At 53.2% G+C, this 24096-nt stretch carries 23 protein-coding genes; 15 read left to right on the forward strand and 8 right to left on the reverse strand.

The genetic code is table 11. The annotated features are described in order from the left end of the window. Positions 1 to 99 precede the first annotated feature (99 nt). The 4 genes from Dvar_RS43170 to Dvar_RS43185 all read left to right on the forward strand — a co-directional run bounded on the left by Dvar_RS43170 (position 100) and on the right by Dvar_RS43185 (position 1848). A complete protein-coding gene (locus tag Dvar_RS43170; RefSeq protein ID WP_419659651.1) occupies positions 100 to 822 on the forward strand; it encodes a flagellar brake protein in 723 nt (240 codons plus the stop codon). 15 nt (positions 823 to 837) lie between these two features. After that, positions 838 to 1227: a YebG family protein gene (locus tag Dvar_RS43175; RefSeq protein ID WP_419659652.1), complete on the forward strand. Its 390-nt coding sequence runs from the start codon at positions 838 to 840 to the stop codon at positions 1225 to 1227. A 9-nt stretch (positions 1228 to 1236) separates the two neighbouring features. Then, on the forward strand, positions 1237 to 1437 hold the full coding sequence (locus Dvar_RS43180; protein WP_419659653.1) for a YebG family protein: 201 nt from the start codon (positions 1237 to 1239) through the stop codon (positions 1435 to 1437). 63 nt (positions 1438 to 1500) lie between these two features. Further along, positions 1501 to 1848 (forward strand): phenylpyruvate tautomerase MIF-related protein, encoded by a 348-nt coding sequence (locus Dvar_RS43185; RefSeq protein WP_419659654.1) that lies wholly within the window; start codon positions 1501 to 1503, stop codon positions 1846 to 1848. A gap of 76 nt (positions 1849 to 1924) precedes the next feature. Here the strand turns inward: Dvar_RS43185 and Dvar_RS43190 are convergent, their stop codons facing one another. Beyond that, on the reverse strand, positions 1925 to 2326 hold the full coding sequence (locus Dvar_RS43190; RefSeq protein ID WP_419659655.1) for a hypothetical protein: 402 nt from the start codon (positions 2324 to 2326) through the stop codon (positions 1925 to 1927). Positions 2327 to 2568: 242 nt separating this feature from the next. Between Dvar_RS43190 and Dvar_RS43195 the strand changes: the two genes are divergently transcribed. Then, positions 2569 to 3372, forward strand: coding sequence for a CheR family methyltransferase (locus Dvar_RS43195; RefSeq protein WP_419659656.1), 804 nt, complete (start codon positions 2569 to 2571; stop codon positions 3370 to 3372). A 1-nt stretch (position 3373) separates the two neighbouring features. Further along, positions 3374 to 5323, forward strand: coding sequence for a Clp1/GlmU family protein (locus tag Dvar_RS43200; protein ID WP_419659657.1), 1950 nt, complete (start codon positions 3374 to 3376; stop codon positions 5321 to 5323). Positions 5324 to 5408: 85 nt separating this feature from the next. Here Dvar_RS43200 and Dvar_RS43205 read toward each other — a convergent pair whose 3' ends face one another. The 3 genes from Dvar_RS43205 to Dvar_RS43215 form a co-directional block, all read right to left on the reverse strand. After that, positions 5409 to 5813, reverse strand: coding sequence for a pyridoxamine 5'-phosphate oxidase family protein (locus Dvar_RS43205; protein WP_419659658.1), 405 nt, complete (start codon positions 5811 to 5813; stop codon positions 5409 to 5411). Positions 5814 to 5966: 153 nt separating this feature from the next. Next, positions 5967 to 7778 carry an oligoendopeptidase F gene (pepF, locus tag Dvar_RS43210; RefSeq protein WP_419659659.1) on the reverse strand — a complete coding sequence of 604 codons (1812 nt, stop codon included), beginning with the start codon at positions 7776 to 7778 and terminating at the stop codon, positions 5967 to 5969. A 23-nt stretch (positions 7779 to 7801) separates the two neighbouring features. Continuing rightward, positions 7802 to 8857, reverse strand: coding sequence for an ADP-ribosylglycohydrolase family protein (locus Dvar_RS43215; protein WP_419659660.1), 1056 nt, complete (start codon positions 8855 to 8857; stop codon positions 7802 to 7804). A 98-nt stretch (positions 8858 to 8955) separates the two neighbouring features. Between Dvar_RS43215 and Dvar_RS43220 the strand changes: the two genes are divergently transcribed. The 3 genes from Dvar_RS43220 to Dvar_RS43230 all read left to right on the forward strand — a co-directional run bounded on the left by Dvar_RS43220 (position 8956) and on the right by Dvar_RS43230 (position 12402). Beyond that, a complete protein-coding gene (locus Dvar_RS43220; protein WP_419659661.1) occupies positions 8956 to 10263 on the forward strand; it encodes a hypothetical protein in 1308 nt (435 codons plus the stop codon). Positions 10264 to 10789: 526 nt separating this feature from the next. Beyond that, complete coding sequence (locus Dvar_RS43225; RefSeq protein WP_419659662.1) at positions 10790 to 11152, forward strand: hypothetical protein; 363 nt, start codon at positions 10790 to 10792, stop codon at positions 11150 to 11152. Between the two features lie 47 nt (positions 11153 to 11199). Then, the gene (locus tag Dvar_RS43230) at positions 11200 to 12402 is read left to right on the forward strand and encodes a Tm-1-like ATP-binding domain-containing protein (protein ID WP_419659663.1); all 1203 of its coding nucleotides are present in this window, start codon (positions 11200 to 11202) and stop codon (positions 12400 to 12402) included. A gap of 45 nt (positions 12403 to 12447) precedes the next feature. Here the strand turns inward: Dvar_RS43230 and Dvar_RS43235 are convergent, their stop codons facing one another. Next, positions 12448 to 13647: a Tm-1-like ATP-binding domain-containing protein gene (locus tag Dvar_RS43235; protein ID WP_419659664.1), complete on the reverse strand. Its 1200-nt coding sequence runs from the start codon at positions 13645 to 13647 to the stop codon at positions 12448 to 12450. Positions 13648 to 13832: 185 nt separating this feature from the next. Here Dvar_RS43235 and Dvar_RS43240 point away from each other — a divergent pair, with 185 nt between their 5' ends. From Dvar_RS43240 to Dvar_RS43260, 5 genes are all read left to right on the forward strand, one after another. Next, complete coding sequence (locus tag Dvar_RS43240; protein ID WP_419659665.1) at positions 13833 to 14747, forward strand: LysR family transcriptional regulator; 915 nt, start codon at positions 13833 to 13835, stop codon at positions 14745 to 14747. Between the two features lie 209 nt (positions 14748 to 14956). Further along, the gene (locus Dvar_RS43245) at positions 14957 to 15361 is read left to right on the forward strand and encodes an antitoxin Xre/MbcA/ParS toxin-binding domain-containing protein (protein WP_419659666.1); all 405 of its coding nucleotides are present in this window, start codon (positions 14957 to 14959) and stop codon (positions 15359 to 15361) included. Further along, the gene (locus Dvar_RS43250; protein WP_419659667.1) at positions 15358 to 15843 is read left to right on the forward strand and encodes an RES family NAD+ phosphorylase; all 486 of its coding nucleotides are present in this window, start codon (positions 15358 to 15360) and stop codon (positions 15841 to 15843) included. The genes Dvar_RS43245 and Dvar_RS43250 overlap by 4 nt, the downstream gene beginning before the upstream one ends. 331 nt (positions 15844 to 16174) lie before the next feature. Next, complete coding sequence (locus Dvar_RS43255; protein WP_419659668.1) at positions 16175 to 16411, forward strand: CopG family transcriptional regulator; 237 nt, start codon at positions 16175 to 16177, stop codon at positions 16409 to 16411. Then, positions 16408 to 16794: a type II toxin-antitoxin system VapC family toxin gene (locus Dvar_RS43260; RefSeq protein WP_419659669.1), complete on the forward strand. Its 387-nt coding sequence runs from the start codon at positions 16408 to 16410 to the stop codon at positions 16792 to 16794. Before Dvar_RS43255 ends, Dvar_RS43260 begins: the two co-directional genes overlap by 4 nt. Before the next feature lie 100 nt (positions 16795 to 16894). Here Dvar_RS43260 and Dvar_RS43265 read toward each other — a convergent pair whose 3' ends face one another. Beyond that, positions 16895 to 18253: a sigma-54-dependent transcriptional regulator gene (locus tag Dvar_RS43265; RefSeq protein ID WP_419659670.1), complete on the reverse strand. Its 1359-nt coding sequence runs from the start codon at positions 18251 to 18253 to the stop codon at positions 16895 to 16897. Between the two features lie 18 nt (positions 18254 to 18271). Beyond that, positions 18272 to 20800, reverse strand: coding sequence for an ATP-binding protein (locus Dvar_RS43270; protein ID WP_419659671.1), 2529 nt, complete (start codon positions 20798 to 20800; stop codon positions 18272 to 18274). A gap of 257 nt (positions 20801 to 21057) precedes the next feature. Here Dvar_RS43270 and Dvar_RS43275 point away from each other — a divergent pair, with 257 nt between their 5' ends. After that, the gene (locus tag Dvar_RS43275; RefSeq protein WP_419659672.1) at positions 21058 to 22602 is read left to right on the forward strand and encodes an SLC13 family permease; all 1545 of its coding nucleotides are present in this window, start codon (positions 21058 to 21060) and stop codon (positions 22600 to 22602) included. A 303-nt stretch (positions 22603 to 22905) separates the two neighbouring features. Here the strand turns inward: Dvar_RS43275 and Dvar_RS43280 are convergent, their stop codons facing one another. Next, positions 22906 to 24096 carry an MFS transporter gene (locus Dvar_RS43280; protein WP_419659673.1) on the reverse strand — a complete coding sequence of 397 codons (1191 nt, stop codon included), beginning with the start codon at positions 24094 to 24096 and terminating at the stop codon, positions 22906 to 22908.

Raw genomic sequence — 24096 nt, forward strand, 5'->3', positions numbered from 1 at the left:
AAAACGCACGGTGTGCATCAAAAATCACAAAACCGTTGGAGACAACAACCAGGTCGCTAGACCTGTTGCCACCGTGTTGGTACGTAAGGATTGTTGAATATGGGGGACGCTGTTAAGGTCGAAGGTCAGAAACTTGTTGAGCTGTTCAAGGAAATGATTGAAAAAAAAGTGATCATTTCCATGCACGTCGTGGGCGCCGGAATCGACAGGCTCACCTGCATTACCGGGTTGACGGAATCCCCTGACGATAAACATCTGTTGGTTGACCCGCCGGATGATTTCAAAGAGGCTGCCGCCAATAAAAAACGATGGCATTTACGGTTCAATTTCAACGGGCCGGACCATTTGGAATATCTTTTCAGCACGCGTGGCGGCACGCTGAGCAAAAAGGGCCTGAAAGTCCCCTTTCCAGAATACGTGGAACGGCTGCAACGGCGCCGCTATTTTCGGGTGGACACCCTGACGGGGTCGGAAATGCATTTCCGCATGAAAAAAGTTGAAGGCGTCATCCACCTGATTAATATCAGCGAAGGTGGCGCATACGGCGTACTGGTCAAGCACAATTTCAAGTTCATGCGTGGCTCGGTGCTGAAAACGGAGCAGCATGTCCACGATGTACGCATGCTCTTTCCTGGAGATGAGGAAACGCCTGACGAGACGATTCATGTAAAAAGGGCTGAAGTCGTCAGGGTCGAACACGACCAGGAGCGCGGGTTTTATCGCTACGCCTTCAAGTTCAAGCACATAGAAAAAGAAGAGCAAGATCGACTCATCCAAGTCATTTATGCGCTGCAGCGTAAGTATCTTAGACGTCGCAAATAAGGAGCGTTATTCAATATGGCCGTTATTACCAAGTACGTGGTGGTCCGAAATGGTGTGGAACTGGACAAGGAGTTTCTGGTAAAAAAAGACGCTGACGCTTATGATAAAATGCTGGATGCTGCTGAAAATCTGGCGGCTTTCATCAAACAAGGGGATCTGTCCATCGACCTGGACGACGAGACCATCGACACCCTGTCGATTTTCCTGGCCAAAAACGGCCCCGACGTCACCCGTATCCTCAAGGGAATAAAACCTGTCAAACCCGCTTCATCGAAACCCGCCCTTCCGAAGACAGATGCTGATTCGGATAAAGAATCAGAAAATGATTCTCCGGAGCCCAACCCCACCCCGGCGAAAAAAAAGGCTCCCACAGCCAAGGCCAAAGCCAAACCAAAAGCAAAATAACGGTAGGCCATGGCAACCATTTCTAAACAAGAAGCCGACGCATGGGACCGCGTGCTGGATGCCGCGGCTGAGCTGACGGATCTGATCGAATCCAGCGCTATCGATATTGATGAGTTTGATCTGGAGGAGTTAACTATCTTTTTGGCATCGCACGGGTATACCGTGCGCAGTATGCTCAAGCATCTCAAGCGGTCATGGCCGCCGGAGTGAAGCCGATGCACGGCCCGGCACGGATTGCATTTAACCCTTTTTTTGACCCCCGGAGAAATCAAGATGCCTTATTTTTCAATCCAGACCAACCACCCCATCGCTGAGACTACCGTGACCGATCTGGGCAAAAAAGCGTCCGCCTTTATTGCCGATCTCGTCGGCAAACCCGAAGCCTATGTGATGACCGCCATCAAACCCGACACAGCCATGACCTTCGCCGGCAGCGATGCCCCCACGGCCTTTGTCGAGCTGAAGAGTCTTGGCCTGACCGAGGACCAATGCAACCCGTTTGCCGAGAAGATCAGTGCGTTCATCCAAACCGAACTGGGAATCGAGCCCAACCGGGTCTTCATCGATTTCGCGGAAGCACCACGAACCCGGTTTGCATGGAACGGTAAAACCTTCGCTTGAGGGTGCAGGCAATAACGCGTTATTGCCCATGGGTGACGGGTCAACGGGATGGCCCGTCCATCTTGGCAATGACCGATCACTCAAACTGCGGAGGGCCATCCTTGAGCAGCCATTTCTCACTATCTTCCAGATAATGCCAGGTCTGTTTGTATTCACGATCTTTAATCCGAACATTGTTGAGGAAATGGTAGGACACCTTGATATCCTGGGTCACCTCCATTTTCTCTTCATCCGCCTGCGTATCCATTATTTTGAAATCCACAAGCTTGATATCGCCGAACCGGTTTAAACAGTCTTCCCGGGACATGGCTGATGAATCCACAAAACGGCATACGGCATTTAGATCCGAAATACGCATGGCGATTTGATACGAATCAAAAGTCCGGCCATACTTTTCCATTTTGGCCTTTTTGGAAAACGCCGCGCATCCGATCAACAAACAACAACCGACAGCCACGATAATCGTCAAATTTTTCATTTGCCGCGTCCTTTTGGTATCCTTGTGATAGTGACTCGTGTCACTCCAGACTGGGCGATCACGATGTCGCGGTAAATTTTGGCCCCCAGCGTTGGATAATTAGATTGAGAAAATCACTGCGCATCATATGATTAGGTGATGAATGGGGCGTGGATGGATATAATCAATCGTCATCAAACCACAAAAATGTCTCTTGAGCAACTGTGGTTTGAGTTTGGGATCACCACCATGGAGACGCAATAATGCTCAGTGATCGTGATTTCAGTGACCTGCTCAAGTACCTGAACCGCCCATGGGCCGGTTTCCGAAAAGTGCGCAAAGGCGTTAAAAAGCGAATCCGCCGCCATATGGGCGAATTGGGCTGTTCAACTATTGAACAATACCTACTCGAAATATCCCGGCCGCAGGAAAGAGCCGGGTGTGAACAGTGCCTGATGGTCACCATCAGTCGGCTGTTCAGAGACAGAGGGTTGTGGCAGGCATTGCAGGAGCGGATTCTGCCGGATCTGAGCCGCCAATATTCACCCCCTTTGCGCATCTGGTCGGCCGGCTGCGCTTGCGGAGAAGAAGCCTACAGCCTGGCCATGGTGTGCGATGCATTACACCCGCCGGTCCCCCCGGTCATTTTGGCCACCGATGTCCAACAAGCCTGCCTGAACCGTGCCCAAGTGGGAATTTACAGCCGCACAAGCATCAAGGAGTTGCCGGATGAAATGAAAAAGCGCTATGTTGATATCAAACGAAAAGGCCGGCAGGCGATCATCCGCAAACATCTGCTGCCGTCCATCCGCTGGCAGGTGCACGACCTGATGGATGGACCGGTTGACGAGGATCCCTTTCACCTGATTCTGCTGCGCAACAATTTGTTAACCTACTACCAGGGCCGCGCCTTGCAAGATGCATTTTCAGCACTTCTCTCAAGGCTGACACCTGGCGGCTGTCTGGTGATCGGCAGCCATGAGCACCTGCCCGTCACGGATGTCCCGCTGATAAGAGATGAGAACTGTCCATGGGTGTATTGGAATAAGAAAAAAAAGAAGTGTTAGTATGACTACACGCCAGTGTACATTGAGCGCCGATCAACCGGAGGTCATCGCCAAGCGCCTGTTTGATTGCAGGCGGCGGGTCCTCGTATTTGGAGAAACCGGCACCGGCAAATCAACCCTGGTCACCGGTCTGTCGCGCTGCCTGGAAAAGCGCAGCATGGGTCACCGCATTCTGATTGCCGATCCAGGCTCTCCGGCATTCGGCATCCCCGGCGCGGTTTGCCTGGGCTGGTTTGAAAAGGGACGATTCCGGCTTGTGGCCGCCGAGGCTATCTGCAGCCTGAACGCCGGCCGGTTCCGTCTGCCGCTGATGCAGGCCGTCGGACGCCTCGCCGTGGCCGAAAACGAGGCGGTCCTGTTGATCGATGGCCCCGGCCTGACCCGTGGTATCGCCGCCGCGGAACTGTTGACCGGCTTGATCACCGCAGCGGCTGTGGATACGCTGCTTTTGCTTTCCCGCAAAGAAAAACCAGCTCCCCTGGCCGCTGAATGCAGGGCGGCCGGTATCGAGGTTGTGACGGTACTATCATCCTGCGCTGCCCGAAGCCCAAGCAGCCGGCAGCGGCGGCGGTTCCGGACGGCCTTGTGGGATGCCCATGTATCGACCTTTGCCGTTCAACGGATTTCGCTAGGCGGCCGTCTACTGCTGGGTACCCCACCGGCAATGGACCATCATCAGCAATGGCAGGGCCGGCAGATCGCCCTGGTGGAAAACCAGCGTACTATTGCCATGGGCGAAGTGGTGGCCGTGAAAACCGACCATTTGGTGGTAAAATTGCTCGATATGGGGACTCGATCAGGGGCGTTGTTGGTCCGTGATGCCGGACGCAACAGTGATGGCGAACTGGTCACCATCACGCCTGCCGGAAGGCCAGCGCCAAGACCGGGCATCTGGTCTGTGGGAGCTGTCGCCGGCCCGTCGATCATCAGTCCCGGCATTCCGATCCACTTAGGCCCGCTTAGCGCCACCCTGGTCAACGGCATTTTCGGAGACCCGCTTCTCCATCTTCGCCTTCCTCACCAAAAACGCAGCCTGCTGTTTGATCTGGGCGAGGGCAACCGTCTGCCGGCCCGTATTGCCCACCAGGTCAGCGACGTCTTCATCAGCCATGCCCACATCGACCATATCAGTGGCTTTTATTGGTTGCTGCGTGCCCGCATCGGCGATCTCCCAGTCTGTAAACTCTACGGGACAGCAAGTCTTTCACGCCACATCCAGGGGATGATCCAGGGCATTGTCTGGGACCGCATCGGTGATCGCGGCCCCCGCTTCGAGGTTGTGGAAGTAGATGAGGACCGCATCGTGCGGCGTCACCTGCACGTCGGAAATGATGATAAGCCATCGTGCCAACAGAAGGCCGCATTTCAAGGTATCCTGGTCGATGATCCGGCGTTTACCATCCGCGCCGCCGTCCTCGACCACGGCATCCCGGTACTGGCCCTGGCATACGAGGAAAAACCCCGCTGCCAGGTGATCGAAGCCAGGCTGCGCCAAACCGGTTGGGCACAAGGTCCCTGGCTGGGCGAGCTCAAACGGCAAGTCGCCGCCGGCGCACATGACGCGATGATCGAGCTCCCGGACGGCTCCAGCCAGCCTGTTTCCAGGCTGGCCGCAGACCTGATTCGCATGGCGCCGGGCCGCAAGCTGGTGTATGCCACGGATGTGGCGGATTCACCCGCCAATCGACACAAACTGGTCGACCTGGCCCGTGGGGCAGACCTTTTTCTGTGTGAGGCCACCTATGCTCAAGCCCACCAGCACCTGGCAACAGTCAACGGCCATTTAACGGCCCGGGCATGCGGTGAGATTGCCACGGCCGCCGGTGTCCGGTGCCTGGTTCCTTTTCACCTGTCCCGCCGGTATGAACGGCACCCCGAGCAGGTGTTCACTGAAGTCATCAAATCCTGCCCAGGGGTTCGCTTGATCCCCCCTCGATCGATGACCTCTTAAAACACGGATACAAGTCTCCTCAAGGCGATAGATAAACGTTAATGCCCTTCCAGAAACGGGCAAATTGGTCCTTTCTGGATGGGCATTATTTGGGTGGTGCAATCAACGGGCGTACATCGGTAATCTTAAATCGGATGGCAGCGACAATGGCATCGGCGGATTTATCACCGGCCATTTTGCGAATACCTTCCCGAAAAGAATCCAGCATCTCGCCTTCGCGCTGGATCGTATCCACTTCCAGGTACAGCCGAGCCCCGTTCCAGGCCATGGGGTTGCTTCCCGGTTCCATGACAATAAAACTGGCCTTGGGGTTTTCCTGCAGGTACGCGTAGGAGCGATTGTCGCCGATGGCCATGACCACGGTGTTTTCATCGATCATGCGCGGTGATCCGAATACGGCGACGTCCACATCTCCGTTTTTGTTGCTGGTTGCCAAGGCACCGATACGCGTTGCTTTGTTGAACATTTCCATCAGTTGTTTTCTTTCCATCCAGAATCCTCCTTTTGAGTAACGGCCAAACTATCCCCGGCCTTGTGTGATATGGTTTCACAGGCATGCCCATCGCCTGATCACGGCATTTTTCTATGGGTAGGGGCGAAAAATTTTTCGCCCTTCCCCCCCTACCATCGGATCAAAATAAACCTACGCCTTACCCTCCCGCTCAAACCGATCCACCAACGCTTCAAAATGCGATACTGTTTTGAGAATCGGCTCTGGTATGGCCATGTCGGCCCCGGCTTTGGCAAGGGCCTCAAGGGGGAACATGCTGCCGCCGGCTTTGAGAAAATCCAGATACGCCTGCCTTTGTGCCGGTCCGCCTTCCATCACACGGTCGGCCAGGGTAATGGCCGCCGACAGTCCGGTGGCGTATTTATACACATAAAAAGCACTGTAAAAATGGGGGATGCGCAGGCATTCCAGGTCAAGCTGAGAATCGATGGTCATGGCATCACCAAAATAGGTCTCGAGCAGCCGGTGATAGGTATTCTTCAGCGCATCCACAGTAAGGGGAATTTGCTGCTCCGCATCGCCATGGATCAAGGCCTCGAATTCAGCGAACATGGTCTGCCTGAAAAAGGTGGCACGGATGTTGTCGATCTCGCGGTTGAGAATATAGGCGGTCATGTTTTTATCAGTCTGATACTGGTCCAACAGATACCGGCTGAGCAGCACCTCATTGAAGGTCGAAGCCACCTCGGCGGCAAATATCGTGTACTGGTAATCCACATAGGGCTGGTGCTTTTTCGACAGATAGGAGTGCATGCTGTGCCCGGCCTCGTGAACCAAGGTGTACAGGCTGTTGATGTTGTTGTTTTCGAAATTGAGCAGAATATAAGGCGGTGAGTCGTAGCTGCCTGAAGAGTATGCCCCGCTGCGCTTGCCTTTGTTCTCGTAACGATCCACCCAGCCTTCCAGAAGTCCCTGTTTGAGAATGGTCGTGTACTGCTCACCCAGTGGTGCCAGGGCTGCCATGGCGATCTCGACCGCCTCCTTGTAGGTAAGCTTAAAATCAACGGCCGACACCAGGGGGACATAGGTATCGTAAAAGTGCAGTTCATCGAGCTTCAGCATCCGGCGGCGCAGATCAAGATAGCGAAACAGCGGGGCGGTGTTCTCCTTTACCGTGGCCACCAGGTTGTCGTACACCGACTCGGGCACGTTGTCGGCAAACAGGGCCGCATGGCGGCAGGAGGCATAGTTGCGAACCCGCGCGTAAAACACGTCCTTTTTTACCGAATGGGCCAGGGCGGCGGCAATGCTGTGCTGGTGGGCCTCATAGGTACGGTAGTAATGCATGAATGCATCCCGCCGCAGATCCCGCTGTGGTTTCATCAGAAAGGTAATGAAATTGCCGTGGCTCAGCTCGACCCGCGCGCCGGTTTCATCCTCGATTTCGCCGAAGGTCAGATCGGCGTTGTCCAGTTGGCTGAAGATCTGAGAAGGCGCCCGGGCCACGTCCAGGGACATGGCCAGAATTCTTTCTATGGCCTCATCGTGGGTGTGGGGTTTGGCCCGCAGGATCTTTTCCAGGAAAAAGCGGTATTTCTCGAGCCGGGGGCTTGCGAGAAATTCGCGCTGCTTTTCCTCATCCATGGACTGAATCTCAGGGTCGATAAAACTGCCGCGCTCCGACACTGACGTAAACAATCCCATGGCCCGGTCCATCATGCCGGTGTAGCCGCTGTTGGTTTTGTCCTCATCGTTTTTCAGGTGGGCGTAGGTGTACAGATTTTCAAGAGCCCGGAAAATCTCCATATGAAAGTCAAGCCCGTTGGCAAGCTGCTCCGGTGATTCGAGCAGACGGCCCTTGAATGCCTCGTAGCCGCCCAGTTTCCCGCTGGTTTCGGTAAAGTGCGTTTCCCAGGCCTGATCGCTTTCAAACAGCGGTTTCAAGTCCCATTGATCGCCCTTGGCAATCTCTGACCGAAGGGGTATTTTTTTGGAATCGGACATGGCGATGTCTCCTTATTTTTCATCTATACAAACCGATCAAATAGATCGTTGGCAATCTCCTCGATAAGAGCCCTCATCTCAAGCTCGCCCAGCCAGCCGGCGGGAATCCTCTCCACCCCGCATTGGACACCAATGATATTGCCGGCAATGGATCCGGTCGAATCACTGTCCCCGGAGTGATTGACGGCCAGTAGCACGCCTTTGCCGAAATCATCGCCGGCCACCAGGGCGCAGTACAGTCCGATGGACAGCGCCTCCTCGGCCACCCAGCCGGCGCCCAGACTTTCGAGATTTTCAAGCGATGGGGACTTACGCTGCCACAGGTCCATGGCCCGTTCAATAGCCTGAACGGTTTCATCGTGATTCGCGTGCTGGACAAGAATTCGGGTGGCGTCATCCAATGCCGATGCAAGCGGTTTGTCGGATAACAGGCCGGATATAAGCGCCGCCAGGAAACCGGCCGGCAAAAAGCCCGTAGGATGACCATGGGTAATGGCCGCCGCTTCACACCCCAAACGGAAGGCTTTTTCCACATCATCATCGGCCAGTCCGATGGGCGCCACCCGCATGACGCCACCGCAGCCCTTGCTGTCGTTTATGGGCTGATCCATGCATCCCATCTGGCCCGATCGCAATGCGCCCAAGCAGGTGTTACCCGGCGCCCGACGGGAAAAAAGGCGCTGATGACCGGTCAGGATGCCGTCGATGACCGCACACGTGCCATGGGCGTTGACCAACCGGGTCTGGTGATCGATATCCTGGGTGTAGAGCCACCGCAGGTAGGCATGGTAGACGGCGGTGATCGGCGCTGTCTGGTAGTCCGAGCGGACCGTTGAAAGAATCAGCCCTTCCGCCGTGAACAGGGTCATTTGCGTATCATCGGTAATGGCGCCCTTACGACCATAGGCCGTCTCAAACCGGGTCACGCCGGCAGGGCCATAGCGTCTGCGAATCTCGTGGATGTCCATAAACTCAATCGGCGCCCCAAGGGCATCACCAACGGCACCGCCCAGCAGGCAGCCGCGTATCCGGGACTGCCTGCTGGGGTGATTTTTCGGGTTATCGGGATGATTTTTCATAAGTTGGCATTATACATACGTGATTACGGTTTTCAATTGGTTTATAATACCACTTATCTATGGACTGGTGGCTCACAATAAAAATTCTCTGGGGCGGCATGGGACTCGGGATAATCATCCTGATCTTCATCGTGGTCTGGCGCGCCAAAGGCGTGATTTCCTGGAACCTGGCGATTCATAAAGAACTCAAGGCCTTGGCTGAAGAAGCCGAAAACGCGGCACCGGACCGCCAACAAGCCATTGGCCTGATCGTCGACACCTGTCAGGTGTTTTCCCGGTCATTTTCCCCGCAGCAGGGCGTTAACTTGGAGCGCCTGCGTGACTTTATCCGCTCCATTGCCGCCTGTTTTTATCCGGACGCCAACCAGCCCGAACTTCAGATTTCCCTGGGACAACTGATCAAAAGTCTCGACGCCTCCCTGTACCGTTTCGACCGGATTATTCACCAACCGGGCCTGAAACGCATCAACACGATCAATATCCGAACGATTCATAACCTTTACCAATGGTCGGACGACTTGGTCAGGCACCCCTGGGTGAAGTGGTATATGGCCCATCATTCCAATATACAGCGTTTCACACTGATGCGCCTGTTCATCATTCCCGATCCGCTGTCATGGATTCTGTTTCTTTCACGCAAACTGCTGGTTCTCGTTTTGGTGAAAAACCTTTTGCTGGACATCACGCTTTTCACGGGTAAGTTGGCGCTGGATGCCTTTGACGGGAAAAGCGACGGACCCGTGGAAGCAAACAGACAATCCCCTGAAGCGGTGCTGGAGGATCTGTCGCATCTGGAGATGGCCTCGACCCTGCAAGAAGATCCACAGATCGCCATCATCCGGCAAGACCTGGTCGGATTTTCGACTGTCTTGATATCCACCCCCACCTGGCAGGACTGGAAAACAGCGGTCCGCAAGGCTGCCGAGGTGCTCGCCCGGCGACAGTTTCCAGACTCCGACCGGCCCCTGGAGGAGGCCGCCATCGGTCCGCTATTGGTCCGCACGCGGTCCTGGCTGGGCACGCTGGGCAAGGGCAACGACATCAGGCTGGTCCGCTATTTTTTCCAAACGCGCCTGTCAACCTTGTTTCAGGCCAAGGATCTTTCCGATCTGGTCTTTACCTCAACCGTGCGTGGCATCATGCGCAACTCCCTTGCCGCCTATGGCTGGCTCAAATGGCCGCTTAAAATTTACCGCCGCGTGAAACGCTTCTCGCTTCCCGGTATCGCCGCGGACGTGGGCTGGGTGCTCGGCAAAAAATCAGCCATAGCCCTGATCTATGGCCGCACATTCGATCAGGCTTGCCGGGAGCTGGACTGGGTGTATCGAAACTCTGCCGTTTTGCAGGGAACCAGCGAGCGGGAAGCAGTCGGCAAGGAAGTTTTATCGGATGACGGTTGCGATTGAAACAATCCTTTCAGTTCTTTCCTTTGCGCTTTGGTAGCTTGTGGAACAGGACCGTGAACTTGCCCAAAAGCTCAGAATGGAAAAATATCCTTTAAAACATACAAAATTGACACAAACGCACTCTTGTCGTTTGTCACCGATGTTGCGTTTGTCTGAACTTACAAACCGGCGTTGAGTTTTTTTGGCTATGGAGCAGTTCCTCCTTTTTCAACGCTTCACGTGCAACCTCGCGATTGCCCGCCCATGAATCGGGTCTATGATGGAGCAGTTCTCCTTTCATGTAGGGCTCTTTCATCCCCTACTCTATGCCGGTTTATCCCGGCGCTTTCGGTGCGATGTCATTTCATGAAATCGGAATTGGTTAAAGCCGATGTATGGCCCTTTAACAAAGCCCTTAAACACCGAAGGCTGCCATTCATAAGTTAGCTTTATAAATGGCATAATATTTATGATTTTGACAGTGCCTGCTTTTTGTAGAATTCTCAGGCCATCATGTGGATAGAAGTTATCCAGTCTCATCTGAAGTATGGGCATCAAGGGGATTAAGTCTGTTTACATGCCTCCTGAGGCCTGCGGCCGTTTCTGGGCCATTGTTTCTGTGAAACAGATGTTCTCGGGTCATACCAACCAGGTGACGGCGGCTATGCTTGCCAGCCACACCTACATCTACGGCCTTAAAGGGCTGATCATAGTGGACGATGATATCGCCGCTGACGATCTTCCGCGAGTCTGGTGGGCACTGGCCACCCGCCATGATGCGGTCCGGGGCACTCAGATTATCAACCGTGGACGCTCCACACCGCTGGATCCGGCTCTCAGCAGAGTATCGTCTCTGAAAAACGTTGAACACAGTTTTGAAGATCTTTTATATGACTGGCAGCAGCACTAACTATTAGTCCATGACTGTAGGCATTAAACTCAAAGGGGGTAACATTTATGAGGACAATCCTGGTAGTGGCGGCACTGGACACAAAAGGCCTGGAGATTGCGTTCTGCAAAAAGCGGATTGAGGAACTTGGCGCAAAAGCATTGTTAATTGACGGGGGGGTGCTGGGTGAACCGACTATTCCACCGGATATCACCCGTGAAGAAGTTGCTAAAGCTGCTGGTACAACCATTGAAAATGTCAGAAAAATTCCCGCTGAAGCCGAAGCGCTGGGGCTTCAGACAGAAGGGGCTTCCATTATAGCCCAACGCCTGCTCAAAGAGGGAAAAATTCATGGGGTATTAGGCGTCGGCGGCGGCATGGGCACTGCCCTGGGTACCGGTGTCATGCGCTCTCTTCCCATTGGCGTGCCCAAATTCATGGTATCTTCCCAGGCCGGCAATCCGGCTGTGGTCGGCCCTTCGGTGGGCACAAAAGACATCTGCATGTTCCACTCCGTCACCGATGTTGTGGGCATCAATAATTTGACCAGAACAGTATTTACCAGGGCCTGCGGCGGTGTTGTGGGCATGGCAAATGCGACGGTAACCCAGGACATGGACAAAAAAAAGATTGTGGCCATTATGGCCAAAGGCACCACCGAGCCCACCAACCGCGCCCTGCGGGACCGGGTAGCGGCGGCCGGGTTTCAGCCCATGACCTTCCACTGCTTTGGATATGGTCCTGCCAGCCAGGAACAGGTCATTGCAGACGGTTTCATTGATGGCGGTGTGATAGAGCTGGCCAGTGACTGGCTTGACCATATTGCCGGCGGCGACTCCTTTCCGCCGCCGGACCGTTATGAAAATGCAGGGAAAAAAGGACTTCCACAGGTATTTATTCCAGGTTCCTGTGACTTTGTCGCTGCCGCACCGGGCATGTTTCCCGGCCGGAAAGTTGCGCCCCATAACCGGGCCGTTGCACTTTTCCGCTCCAGCAGGGAAGAGCTTCGCCAGGTGGGAAAAGACGTGGGCAGAAAACTGAGCAGAGCGGATGCGCCGGCAACGGTTGTGATCCCTATGAGGGGGTTTGCCGTGCATGATCAGGAAGGCGGGCAGCTGTGGGATCCGGAAGCTGATATGGGTTTTCTGGAAGGAATCTCTCCTTATGAGGGAAAAATCAAGATCAAGCAGGTGAATGCCCATATATTTGATCCGGAATTTATTGACGTGGTCATGGAATCATTCCTGGAGAATGTTGCCATATGCAGATAATTCCGGATCCGGATGCAAGGGCTGCCTGCTGCCGCCTTACTGGAATCAGGCCTGGGTAACGTTTTTAAGAAATGCGTCCATCACGGCATCGATAAATTTTGAGTCGGTGATATGCGCATCAACCGTATTGATTTTAAGTTGATCCTCGAAAACGGATATACCGTCGATAAATCCCTGGTTGGCCGCAGGATTCCACAGGGGCTCATCTTCCCTGTCGTGCTTACTGAAGCCTTTCAAGGGAATGACAACGGTCACAGGGGAACTGCTTTTAGCCAGTTTTTCACCGATTTGTTTTCCTGCTTGGAAAAGTTCTTCCCGGGATGATCTGAAAAGCGTTACCTGTTTATTGAGGCGGACGGATTTTCGTCCCTCAAACGTTCCCGGTGCGGCGGCAATAAAATCACAGGATGCAGGAACGAAAACTTGGGGCAGGCCCATATTGCCAGCGTTTTCATAACGGTTTCTGGGCGGGGAGAATTCTCCTCCGGCCAGGCGGTCCAGCCAGTCACTTGACAGTTCGATCACGCCGCCGTCGATCACGCCGTCCGCGATGACCTGCTCGAGATTTGCCGGGCCGTACCCGGAACAGCTGAATGATACCGGTTCAAAACCGGCGGCAGCAATTCTGTAGCGTAGTGTCTGATTAACGGAATCAGTGGTGCTCTTTGCCATGAGCGCCACTGTTTTCTTTTTATCGTCCGTAAAGGGAACCTGAGCATCAGCCATGCCGACAACGGCGCCGCAGGCTCTGCGCAGAACGCTTTCTGTCAGGGGATTCAGCCCCACGACATCGCTGACGGAATTAAACATGCAGATGTCTTTTGCACCGATGGTCTGCTTTATTACAGCGGGATCACCGGCCTTGGATGTTACCATGATTTTGGGCATGCCCAGCGGAAGCAATTTCATCACTCCGATTTCAAGGCAGGGAACCATGCTGCTGCCAATGCCCAAGACCCCGTGTATTTTACCTTCTTCAGCCAGCTTTGATGCAAGCACGCCGGCGCCTTTCGTCTGGACACCCAAGGCCTCTGCTTCTGATGGAATTTTTTTGACGTCATCCATGGTCAGACCCGCCGCCCCGGAAACCGCTTCACGGGTAATATCAGCAGGGATGGACGGCTCACCATGAATGCCGCTGTCCATCAATAATGCTGCCGCACCGAATTTTTTGATCTGCTCGAGGCAATATCTGATTTCAAGTCCTTTTTTATCCAGTGCTGCTATAATCAGGATGGTTTTCATGACGACTTATTATCCTTGTGACTCTTCTTGCGTAAAATCTTGTACTAAAACTGCTTAATCATTTGATTAAAAACGTTTTTTTCATTCAATCCACTACTGAATGCTGGAAGCATCATACAGGCAAATCATTTATAAGTATAATGTTTATATTTGATCACAGTAATGCTTATTTGTTATAAATCGGTATGGAAATAAAAACGCTTAAAAGCTTTCTTTTCGTGGCAACCTTAAAGAGTTTTTCTGAGGCGGCGCGAAAATTGAACACGGTTCAGCCGGCGGTCAGCCGGCATATCTCAGATCTGGAAGAAGAGTTAGGCGTCCGTCTTTTCTGGCGGAACACCCGGGAGGTGAAAATTACAGCTGCCGGTCAAAGCCTGCTGAATGATGCCCATGAGATTCTGGCCCGCGCACATCTGGCCAAAGAACAGGCCCGGCTGGCAGCCAAGGGGAAAATCGGACGTCTGCGCATCGGTTACGTGGGGCCGGCCTGTTTCAGTTTTATCCCATGGCTGGTGAAGGATTACATAAAATCTTATCCCGATGTTCAGGTTCATCTGCGGGAAATGTCCAGACAGCAGCAGCTCGCTGCATTTAAAGACGGACAGCTGGACGTGGGGTTTTCCGGGCCCATGTCCGGCACCGAGAAAAACGATTTTTCCGTTCAGCGGCTGTACGAGGATACGCTGGTGGCCATTCTTCCGGAAACCCATCCTCTTGCCGGGAAAAAACGCCTGAGGCTGAAGGACCTTAAAGCGGATGCCTTTGTGATGCTCAAACGCAGTGAATCAACAGGCATGTTCGATCTGATTCTCAGTTCGTGTCAGCAGGAAGATTTTGTGCCGGTCATCTTCAGCCAGCCGGAAAATATGCAGACCGTGCTGACGGAGGTCGCATCCGGTCTCGGCGTTACCATTCTGCCAAGGTATGTTCGGAAGATGTATACGGAAGGCTGCGTGTTTTTACCAATTGAAGGTCAGAAGCCGTCTGTGCCCACAGAAATGAATTATCTGTCTCAATCATCCCTCCCTACGGTGGAGGCTTTTGTGGCACTGACCCTGGCGTCGAAAAAAAAGATACAAAAGCAGATGCTGGAATGGTGAGCAGGCATGAGCATTACCCAGATCGACCCGAAATCCCCTGTTCAGCGCCGTTCTGGACCATCATTTTCAATTTTTGTGTAGCTGTTATGGAAACGCATAAATCATCTCTTTCCCCGAATTTCATTTACCAGACAACGCATCGATAACTCCTTTACAATGAGGCATCAGGCGCATAACATGTTGCCATATGCTGGACTAAGGAATTACAGATGAACGTCGACGCAATCAAAATAAAAGCTGATAATACCAACCAACCGATAAGCTCGCTAAAAAAAGGGTTGCCCACGGAGTCTTTCGACCAATTGAAGGATCGATTAGGCATATCTGTTTCTAAGTTGGCTAGTATCGTACAGATTTCCAGTCGGACACTAAACCGCCGCCGGGAAAAAGGTCGATTCCGCACAGACGAATCAGAGCGGCTCTTGCGTCTGGCTATAATTTATGATCAAGCGGTTAACCTTTTCGGCAGTGACGATGCGGCAAATAGTTGGCTCAAGCATCCAGCCAGGGGATTGGATGGGAAAATACCTCTGGAATACGCCGATACTGCTCCGGGAGCCGAAGAAGTGATGTTGCTGCTTGGACGAATTGCCTACGGAGTGTTTCCCGGATGAAAATCACCGCCTGGCGAATCACACTGAAAAAGTTCGGACAGGATTCCATGAGTGGGCAGGGCGCCAAGTTGTATGGTGGGCGCTGGAACCCTGTCGGATATCCAGCCATTTATCTTGCCCAACATTTGTCCTTGGTGATTTTGGAATTAGTCGTCCACTTCGACAGTACTGATAAAATAAGAGACTTTATCGCGTTCCCGTTTACCTTTGATAAAACCTCTGTTTTTTCTCTTTCCGCCTCATCGTTACCCCAAAATTGGTTTGAGCTGCCAATTCCATCCTCAACGCAACAGATTGGGAAAAAGTGGCTGGATGCAAATGAATATATGGTAATGCAAGTACCATCCGCTGTTGTCCCTCTGGAATCCAACTTTGTGGTGAACCCACGCCACAAAGATTTTAAACACATCGAAATTGAAGACCCTGTACCTCTGCACATCGATCCAAGCGTCGAAAAAAGCATGCAGGATCGAAAAAGCTGACCTATAGCACCGCTATTGACACTGGATAAAAAGCTCAAATCAATTGCACATAATCTCAACATAGAGACATTGTAGGTTTAAAAAATTGCAAGTATATTCATATTCGGAGGCCAGACAAAACTCGCAACGGTTCTTAAACAAGCAGAAACTACCTGTATCTGCCAACCGATCAAGACAGAATATCGGACCAGGGATTTAATATTTCGAATTTCTCCGATTGTTACAACACTTAAAAAGAGCCTTTCAGTCGAACTTTTAGTTCTTCGTTGGCATTGACACACTGGCATCGTAATGTATAATCATGGTGTATACATTAAGTGAGAGGTGAAAAATGATAAGAACTCAAATCTATTTAACAGAGCATCAACGCAACGAATTGGCTACGATGGCTAAATCATTTGGGAAAAAGCAGAGTGAACTCATTAGGGAGGCTATCGACAAGCTAATCGAACAAGCCGGTAAGAGCCATAGGGAAAGGGTGCTTCGGGAGTCTGCTGGAATTTGGAAGAATCGAACGGATCTTCCTGATTTTGAATCGATTCGTTCTGAATGGGACCGGGGCAAATGATGGAGAAGCCGATTCTTTTAGATACAGATGTTCTTATCGATTTTTTTAGAGGATTCGACAAAGCCGTTGCTTTCGTTAATAATTATAATGAGCGGATCATTTTATCATCAATTGTGGTCGCGGAGCTGTATGCTGGTGTCAAAGGAGATACTGAACAAAATGCTTTGCAGCACTTCATATCCCTATTCCGTGTTGTCCCAGTAGACGCCGCTATCGGAAAAGCCGGGGGGCTTTACAGGCGAGATTATGGCAAGTCACACGGTGTTGGACTTGCCGATGCCATATTGGCTGCAACCGCCGAATCCGAAAATGCAGAATTAAAGACCCTCAATACCAAACACTATCCTATGTTTAAAAACCTCAATCCCGCTTATAAAAAGTAAAGGGCCGACAATTTGTTACACACTCGACCGGGAAAGAGGGATTCAAAAGCGAAACCGAACAATTGAACACCCGTTGCGCTCTCCCGCCCCCCCCCGATTTTCATTGGCAAAATTTATCGATTTTATAGCGCAGGGTGCCCCGCGGAATCCCCAACAGCCGGGCGGCCTTGGCCGTGTTGCCTTCGGCCTTGCGCAGGGCTTTTTTGATCAGCATGGTGGTGACATGCTCGATGGCCAGTTCCAGATCGTAAAGATGCTCTGGGATCGGCATGGCCGGCGACAGGGGCTCGGCGGATTCCAGCTCCTGGGGCAAATGGTGGCTTTCCAGCACGGCTGCATCGTGCATGATACAGATACGCTCGAAAACGTTTTTCAGTTCCCTCACATTTCCCGGCCAGTGGTAGGATGCGAGCGTGGCCCGCGCTTCTTCAGAAATGGTCTTGAATGCCTTGTGAAATTTATCGGCGTATTTCAGCAGAAACATATTGGCCAGGGCCTCGATGTCTTCCGGGCGCTGTCTCAAGGGCGGAAGGTGGATGGGAAAAACGTTCAGGCGGTAATAAAGATCTTCGCGCAGCTTTTTCTCTTTGATGGCGGCTTTGGGATCCACATTGGTGGCGGCGATCAGACGGATATCGGTGACGATATCGCGATTGCCGCCGATACGCCGGATTTTTCTGCTCTCCAGCACGCCCAGCAACTTGGCCTGCAAGGTCATGGGCATTTCGCCGATTTCATCCAAAAAAATGGTGCCCCCGTCGGCTTCTTCGAACAATCCTTTTTTGCGCTGCACGGCATCGGTAAACGCGCCTTTCTCATGGCCGAAAAGCTCGCTTTCCAAAAGGTTTTCAGGCAGGGCCGCGCAATTGATATGCAAAAGCGGCATGGTCGCCCGCGGACTGAGCTGATGGATGCGATGCGCGATCACATTTTTTCCGGTGCCGCTTTCACCGGTCAACAGCACCGTGGCGCTTTCGTGGCGAGCCACCTCGGCGGCCTGGCTCAGGATCTGCTGCATGGCAACGCTATTGGAAACGACACTTACGTCTTCCGGACGGTTGAGGCTTTTTTTCAACAGCCCCACCTGGGTCTTGAGCGTGCGGGTTTCCAGGGCCAATTTAACGATCAGCTTGATCACATCGGCCTTGAAGGGCTTCTTGATATAGTCGTAGGCCCCCAGCTTAATGGCCTTTACCGCGGATTCCACTGATGCGTAGCCGGTAATCACGATCACCAGCAGATCCGGATCCGTGTTGCGAATTTTTTCCAGCACATCCAGGCCGTTGATGTCGGGGAGATTCAGATCCAGCAGTACCAGATCGTTATCGTGGGATTCGAGATGCCCCAGCGCGGACCGGCCATCGGCCACGCTGTGAACATGGTAATGTTCCTCCTTAAGAATGCGGGCCAGGTTTTCGCGGATGATTTTTTCGTCATCGACGACCAATATACGTTTCATGACTTTCTCTCTCAGGAATCAATCAGCCGGCGACGCCGCTTCAGGTTCGCCTGCCGGCAGGTAGATCGTAAAACAGGCGCCACGGCCCGGTTCGCTCTCGGCCAGAATCTTTCCGGCGTGCTCTTCGATAATGGTATGGGTGATGGAAAGGCCCAGCCCGAAACCACCGGCTTTTTGGGTATAAAACGGATCGAAAATAAACTCCAGGTCCTTCTTCGCGATTCCCGGACCATTGTCGCGCACGCTTAAGATCACGGCCGGTTTACCGCCCAGGATATCCGATGCGGGGACAAATGCGGTGGTGATCGTCACCTGTCCATTGTCCGTCTCGGAAAGGGCTGCCAGGGCATTGAGCAGGATGTTCAACAGCGCCTGCTTCATTTTCTCTGTATCGATCTGAATCGGGGGCAGGTGCGTAAAAAGGTCCTTGGTCAGGGTGATGCGAGCCTTTTTGTACTGTTTTTGCACAAAGAACAGGGTCAGATTAACCGCGTGATTCAGATCGCTGGCCTTGGGATTGGTGGTCGATTTGGACGCAAAGGCCAGCAGCTCGGAGATGATTGCATCCAGCTTTTCAATTTCGTTGAGGGCGCTTTCCATCATCAGACGCTCTTCGGTGCGCGTGGCCATGCGGTCGTGCAGGTCATCGAGCATCAGGCTAATCCCGGTGAGCGGGTTGCGGATCTCATGGGCGATGCCGGCTGCCAGAATACCCATGGACACCAGGCGATTGGATCGGTTCAACTGGGCTTCCATGGTTTTTCGCTTGGTCACATCGCGAAAGATAAAAAGGATCTTTTTTTCGCCGGGATCGGTTTCCGAAACCAACCGGGCCCGGGTCGTTTCGAAATAGATGGTTTGTCCATCCGGTAGTTTCATATCGATGGATGACAGCACCGGGTCAGGCTGATCCCGCTCGCCGACGATCAAATCGAGCATCTTGGGAAACGGCCCGAAGATATCGTTGACATGCCGTCCAATAAGCTCGGCTTCATGCTGTTTGAGAAAATCGGCGGCCCGGGGATTGGCCGACAGGATCACCCCCTGGTGGTCGAAAACCACGAGCCCGCTGAGTATGTTGGTGAAGACGCTCTCGACCAGTTGCCTGCGTTTGAGGGCATCTTCCATCAGGCGGGCGCGTTCGACATAATGGGCATCGATATCCTGGACATGCTTTTTAAGCTGAATACCAAGCCGGCACACATCATTGGCCAGAAGGGACAATTCGTCGCGGCTGGAAACGGGCAGATCCACCGCATAGTTGCCGCGGCTGATTTCACCGACGCCATCCTTGATGGCCAAAATGGGCCGGGTAAAACTCCGCGCCAGCCAAATGGCGATAAAGGTCACCCCAACACCGGAAAGCACAATGAAAACCGCCAGGTTACGAAGGATTTTTTTCAGCAGTCCATCGATATCCCTGGATGTCTCGGTGACGATTTGCCGGAACAGGTTTATCTGCGCGCCCAATGTCACGCCACCAAACACACCGGACTTGCCATAGGCCCCGTGGGAGAAGCGAATGGGCGCATAGGCCAGAATGCGGGGAATGCCGCTAACATTGCGGGCCCGGGCGATGCCGGCATTGCCGGACAATGCGTTCTGGGCAATTTCCTGGTAACTGGGATGAATAAAGGGCACATGCAGCAGATTGAACGGTACCGCGCCTGATTTCAGGGCGGCCTCGGTGTACGTGTCCGATCGCGGGTCCACCAGACGTCCGGTTTGCCGGTCGGCCCCACGGATATCCCATGCTTTGGGATGGGTGATGGCCCAGCCTTCATCATCGAATAAAAATGCGTAATCCCCACTGAAGTAATCAGGAGAAACCACGCTTTCCATGCCGAAAGGCAATACGTGCTGGGTTAGTTCCATCAGATGGCGCTGGTCCAGGGCCAGGGTGATCACACCGGTAAATACCCCTTCCCGGTACACGGGTTGGGCGAACCGATAGTACCCGCGATAGGCGCCGGGACCCCCACCAGTTGGCTCGCGATCCATGTGCCAACCGACCAGATGGGACACATAGATTTCGCCCGGGGCTAGATCACGGGTCTCGCAAAAGTAGTTTTCAGGGCCATGCACACTCTGTGCACCAGCGGACACATCACACCCGGATGTATCATGGCCGCCTCGGATACTAATCCGTTCAATGCCTGAACGATCAATGAAACTGGCCTCGCAATACAGAGGCAAAGACTGAAGGGTCTTGCCCATCGCTGCCGTGGATGGGTCTGGGGTCCATACCTCACGGGTACGTTCACGCACGAAGGCTTCGAAAGCGTCGGGTGTAGGCGGGACGATCGATAACAGCCGAAGATCGCTGACGGCTGTTGCCAGCAGGTCTTCGACCTCGTTGGCGATGGTTTTCACCTGGGTTTCGAGAAGGGTGATCGAATAATGCTTCAAGGATGTCTGGCTGCTGTCCAGGATATCCACACCGGCCTGGTTGATGTACAGCCAGGTAAACAGACTCAGCCCCACAAGCGGAAGCAGGGCCACCACCAGGAAGGCACAGACGAATTTTTTCAGAATTCCGAAATGCATGTGCGTTTTAAGTAATGATTGGCGGCGAAAATTCGCCGCCTGGTGATGAAAATCCGCCGTTTGACCCACCCCCTCAAAATCGGTCCACCGCCATAAAACGTAACATCTTTTCCTTTTTATTTCAGTGGTTGAACGATCCTTCCGCCACATCGACCGCCGTTATGTCAAGCATGGTACGTCTATTGCTCATCAATCGCTCGCATCAACGGTTTGATCATTCATAATTCTGACGGCAGAAACAAGAAGGAGAAGATACCATGCCATCAAAAGCACCCAAAGCTCAGCGATCCATGATTCAAAAAGCAAGCCTAATTTTTGCGCCGATCGTTTTTATCCTGCTATGGCTGCTCGATCTTGACCCATCCCGGCCGGAGGTTTCACGCATGGCTGCCGTAGCCGGTGCCATGGCGATCTTGTGGATGACGGAAGCCATTCCCCTGGCGGCCACGGCCCTGATCCCCATGGTGCTTTTTCCACTGATGGGCATCCTGAGTGGCAAAGCCACTGCCGCCGTCTATTTCAACAGCACAATTTTTCTTTTTTTAGGCGGCTTTCTGATCGCCCTGGCCATGGAGCGCTGGAATCTTCACAAGCGCATTGCCCTGGTCACGGTGCTGGCCATTGGCGGCGGCCCTTCACGCATTATTTTCGGATTCATGGTGGCCGGCGCATTTTTGTCCATGTGGATCTCCAATACCGCCACAGCGGTAATGATGCTGCCCATCGCTTTGTCCATTATCAAAAAAATGGAAGCGGTGTTTCCCGAAACAGATACACAGAACTTTTCAATCGCTCTGTTGTTGGGGATCGCCTATTCGACATCCATGGGTGGATTCGCCACCCCGGTGGGCACACCGCCCAATCTGGTGCTGATGCGGACCTTCACGCAGATGTTCCCCCAGGCGCCCCCCATCGCTTTCGGCACGTGGTTTATCATGGCGCTGCCCATTTCCATTGCCATGATCGCCATGATATGGTTTTTGTTAACATCGGTCCTGTTAAAGATTCCTTCCCATCTCAGCGTGGACCATGCCGTCATGCAAGCTGAATACAAAGCCCTGGGACCGATGACCAATGAAGAGCGGAAAGTGTTGACGATCTTCGCCCTGACGGCTGTATTGTGGATCTTTCGCAACGACTTGGTGCTGGGCAGCGTCACCCTACCCGGTTGGGGCCAGCTGCTGCCCTTTCCGAAAATGATCGATGACGGCACGGTGGCCGTTGCCATGGCGCTGATCCTGTTCTTTTTGCCCACCAAAAGCGACGACGCCAAATCGGCCATGTTGCTGGACCCTGCTGTTTTTACCAAACTGCCCTGGGCCGTGATTCTACTTTTCGGCGGCGGCTTCGCCCTGGCCGCCGGATTTCAGAATTCCGGCCTGAGCGCCTTTATCGGCAGCCAATTGAAAATTTTGGAACGGGTCACGCCGGTATTCATGGTGGCCACCATCTGCACCACGCTGACCTTTTTAACGGAAATGACCTCCAATACCGCCACCACGCAGATGATCCTGCCAATTCTGTCGTCCATTGCCGTGGCCATGAAAACCAACCCGCTGCTGCTGCTGATTCCGGCGACCTTGTCGGCGTCCTGTGCATTCATGATGCCTATCGCAACACCGCCCAATGCGATCATTTTCGGTAGCGGCCGGATCCGGATGAGTCAAATGATAAGAACCGGTTTTCTGCTCAACGTCCTGGGCATCATGGTCGTGACCGCAATGTTTTATTTTGTGGGACTTTTCGTCTTTTCCATCGATCCGGCGACAGCCCCCATGTGGGCCCTGGCAGCAGTGAATTAAACAACGACAACGGGGTTGCAAAAGATTCGCGCAACCCCGTTGTCATCATTTTTGTTTTGCGGATCTGACAACCCGTTTATGTTCGGCAAATGGCCGACCCAACGCAATCATCAACATCAGCCAGGCGATCATGGCAAAAGGCGATGGCTATTTAGTGCCCATCCAGAAATGGCTAATTTGCCCGATCTCGGCGTTGCGCGAAAAATTTTATCCTCGGAATATCAACTATATACCTGTGGTAAAATTTTTCGTGCGCCTTGATCTCGACCAAATTTTCCTATTTCTGGACGGGCACTATTTAGTTTACCTTTTAGCATCGAGACATGCCGCCAGCAGTGCGCCCACCAGGACCATCCCCCCCACCATGATCATCCCGGCGGCAAAGCTTCCCCGATCCCCCATCATCCCGATCAGCAGCGGCATGACACCGCCACCCATCAAAAACGCGGCGGGAATTGTCAGCGACACGGCCACATTGCTCATTCCGGCTGGACCGATAGTGGACAGCACCGCAAAAGCCGGCGGAAAAAAACAGACCGCAATCAGGGGTTGGACAAATATCATGGACGTCAGCCAAAATCCATGAAGGACACCAAGCAATATGGTTGTCGAGCCGCTGAGGATGAGAACCACCATCAGTGTGCGCTTGGTACCGATGCGATCGTTGGCCCAGCCGGCGAAAAAGGCCATGCCAAAACACAGGACACGCGACAGGCCCACAATTTCGTTTGCGTGGCTACGCGCCATGCCCTGTTCAGCAACCAAGTAAAGCGGCAACATGGTGTATATCCCCATCGTTGAGCTGATGCCCAGCATAAAAAGCACCATCATGATCCAGAAAGACGGCAACCCACAAAGGATTTTGAAGGCACCGAAGCTCGGGGCCTTGCCGGCGAAATCACCGCCCTTGCCGAAGCGCAAGAAGGCCAATGCCGCCAGTAGCGTAAGGCCGCCAAGAATCAGCAAAGAATGGCGCCAGGACACCCACCCGAGCATGACCTCGGCAACCAGCGGGGCGGCGACAAAGCCGATATTGGGAGCCAGTTCATGAATGGCCATCGCCTTTCCCCAGTGCCGGGGGTTGACCAGGGCGGTGACCGTGGCCAGTCCCGAGGGCAGGTAAAGGCCTGCGGCCATCCCCATGCAAACCAGGCCTATACGCAGCTGCCAGAGGTTTTGACTGAAGGCCGAAAACAGATGGGCTGCGCCCAGGCAGGCGGCCGAAAGCACGATCGTACGCCGATGGCGCAGGCGAGCAGAGAAGAAACCGGATGCCAGCAGGGTCACGAAATATCCGCTTGAGATAAAAAGGAAAAGCGATCCCGCTGCAGCGTGACTGATTCCTAAATCCTTTTCAATGGTGGGTAAAAAAGGAGCCAGAATGATTCGGGACAAAAAGTTGATGAAAAAAATGGATGTTAAAAATCCCACCGGTCCGATAAAATCGCGGAACCGATCTGCACCTTGGCTGGTCTGGAGCGCATCAGTATTCAT

The sequence above is a fragment of the Desulfosarcina variabilis str. Montpellier genome, from assembly GCF_048565275.1.
GTDB classification, from domain to species: Bacteria; Desulfobacterota; Desulfobacteria; order Desulfobacterales; family Desulfosarcinaceae; genus Desulfosarcina; species Desulfosarcina variabilis.

Coding starts and splice junctions, on each gene's coding strand:
- Dvar_RS43185 (WP_419659654.1), top strand. CDS start 1,501: ATGCCTTATTTTTCAATCCAGACCAACCACCCCATCGCTGAGACTACC.
- Dvar_RS43255 (WP_419659668.1), top strand. CDS start 16,175: ATGATAAGAACTCAAATCTATTTAACAGAGCATCAACGCAACGAATTG.
- Dvar_RS43230 (WP_419659663.1), top strand. CDS start 11,200: ATGAGGACAATCCTGGTAGTGGCGGCACTGGACACAAAAGGCCTGGAG.
- pepF (WP_419659659.1), bottom strand. CDS start 7,778: ATGTCCGATTCCAAAAAAATACCCCTTCGGTCAGAGATTGCCAAGGGC.
- Dvar_RS43195 (WP_419659656.1), top strand. CDS start 2,569: ATGCTCAGTGATCGTGATTTCAGTGACCTGCTCAAGTACCTGAACCGC.
- Dvar_RS43200 (WP_419659657.1), top strand. CDS start 3,374: ATGACTACACGCCAGTGTACATTGAGCGCCGATCAACCGGAGGTCATC.
- Dvar_RS43245 (WP_419659666.1), top strand. CDS start 14,957: ATGAACGTCGACGCAATCAAAATAAAAGCTGATAATACCAACCAACCG.
- Dvar_RS43180 (WP_419659653.1), top strand. CDS start 1,237: ATGGCAACCATTTCTAAACAAGAAGCCGACGCATGGGACCGCGTGCTG.
- Dvar_RS43205 (WP_419659658.1), bottom strand. CDS start 5,813: ATGGAAAGAAAACAACTGATGGAAATGTTCAACAAAGCAACGCGTATC.
- Dvar_RS43240 (WP_419659665.1), top strand. CDS start 13,833: ATGGAAATAAAAACGCTTAAAAGCTTTCTTTTCGTGGCAACCTTAAAG.
- Dvar_RS43275 (WP_419659672.1), top strand. CDS start 21,058: ATGCCATCAAAAGCACCCAAAGCTCAGCGATCCATGATTCAAAAAGCA.
- Dvar_RS43280 (WP_419659673.1), bottom strand. CDS start 24,096: ATGAATACTGATGCGCTCCAGACCAGCCAAGGTGCAGATCGGTTCCGC.
- Dvar_RS43225 (WP_419659662.1), top strand. CDS start 10,790: ATGGGCATCAAGGGGATTAAGTCTGTTTACATGCCTCCTGAGGCCTGC.
- Dvar_RS43270 (WP_419659671.1), bottom strand. CDS start 20,800: ATGCATTTCGGAATTCTGAAAAAATTCGTCTGTGCCTTCCTGGTGGTG.
- Dvar_RS43265 (WP_419659670.1), bottom strand. CDS start 18,253: ATGAAACGTATATTGGTCGTCGATGACGAAAAAATCATCCGCGAAAAC.
- Dvar_RS43215 (WP_419659660.1), bottom strand. CDS start 8,857: ATGAAAAATCATCCCGATAACCCGAAAAATCACCCCAGCAGGCAGTCC.
- Dvar_RS43190 (WP_419659655.1), bottom strand. CDS start 2,326: ATGAAAAATTTGACGATTATCGTGGCTGTCGGTTGTTGTTTGTTGATC.
- Dvar_RS43235 (WP_419659664.1), bottom strand. CDS start 13,647: ATGAAAACCATCCTGATTATAGCAGCACTGGATAAAAAAGGACTTGAA.
- Dvar_RS43170 (WP_419659651.1), top strand. CDS start 100: ATGGGGGACGCTGTTAAGGTCGAAGGTCAGAAACTTGTTGAGCTGTTC.
- Dvar_RS43250 (WP_419659667.1), top strand. CDS start 15,358: ATGAAAATCACCGCCTGGCGAATCACACTGAAAAAGTTCGGACAGGAT.
- Dvar_RS43260 (WP_419659669.1), top strand. CDS start 16,408: ATGATGGAGAAGCCGATTCTTTTAGATACAGATGTTCTTATCGATTTT.
- Dvar_RS43220 (WP_419659661.1), top strand. CDS start 8,956: ATGGGACTCGGGATAATCATCCTGATCTTCATCGTGGTCTGGCGCGCC.
- Dvar_RS43175 (WP_419659652.1), top strand. CDS start 838: ATGGCCGTTATTACCAAGTACGTGGTGGTCCGAAATGGTGTGGAACTG.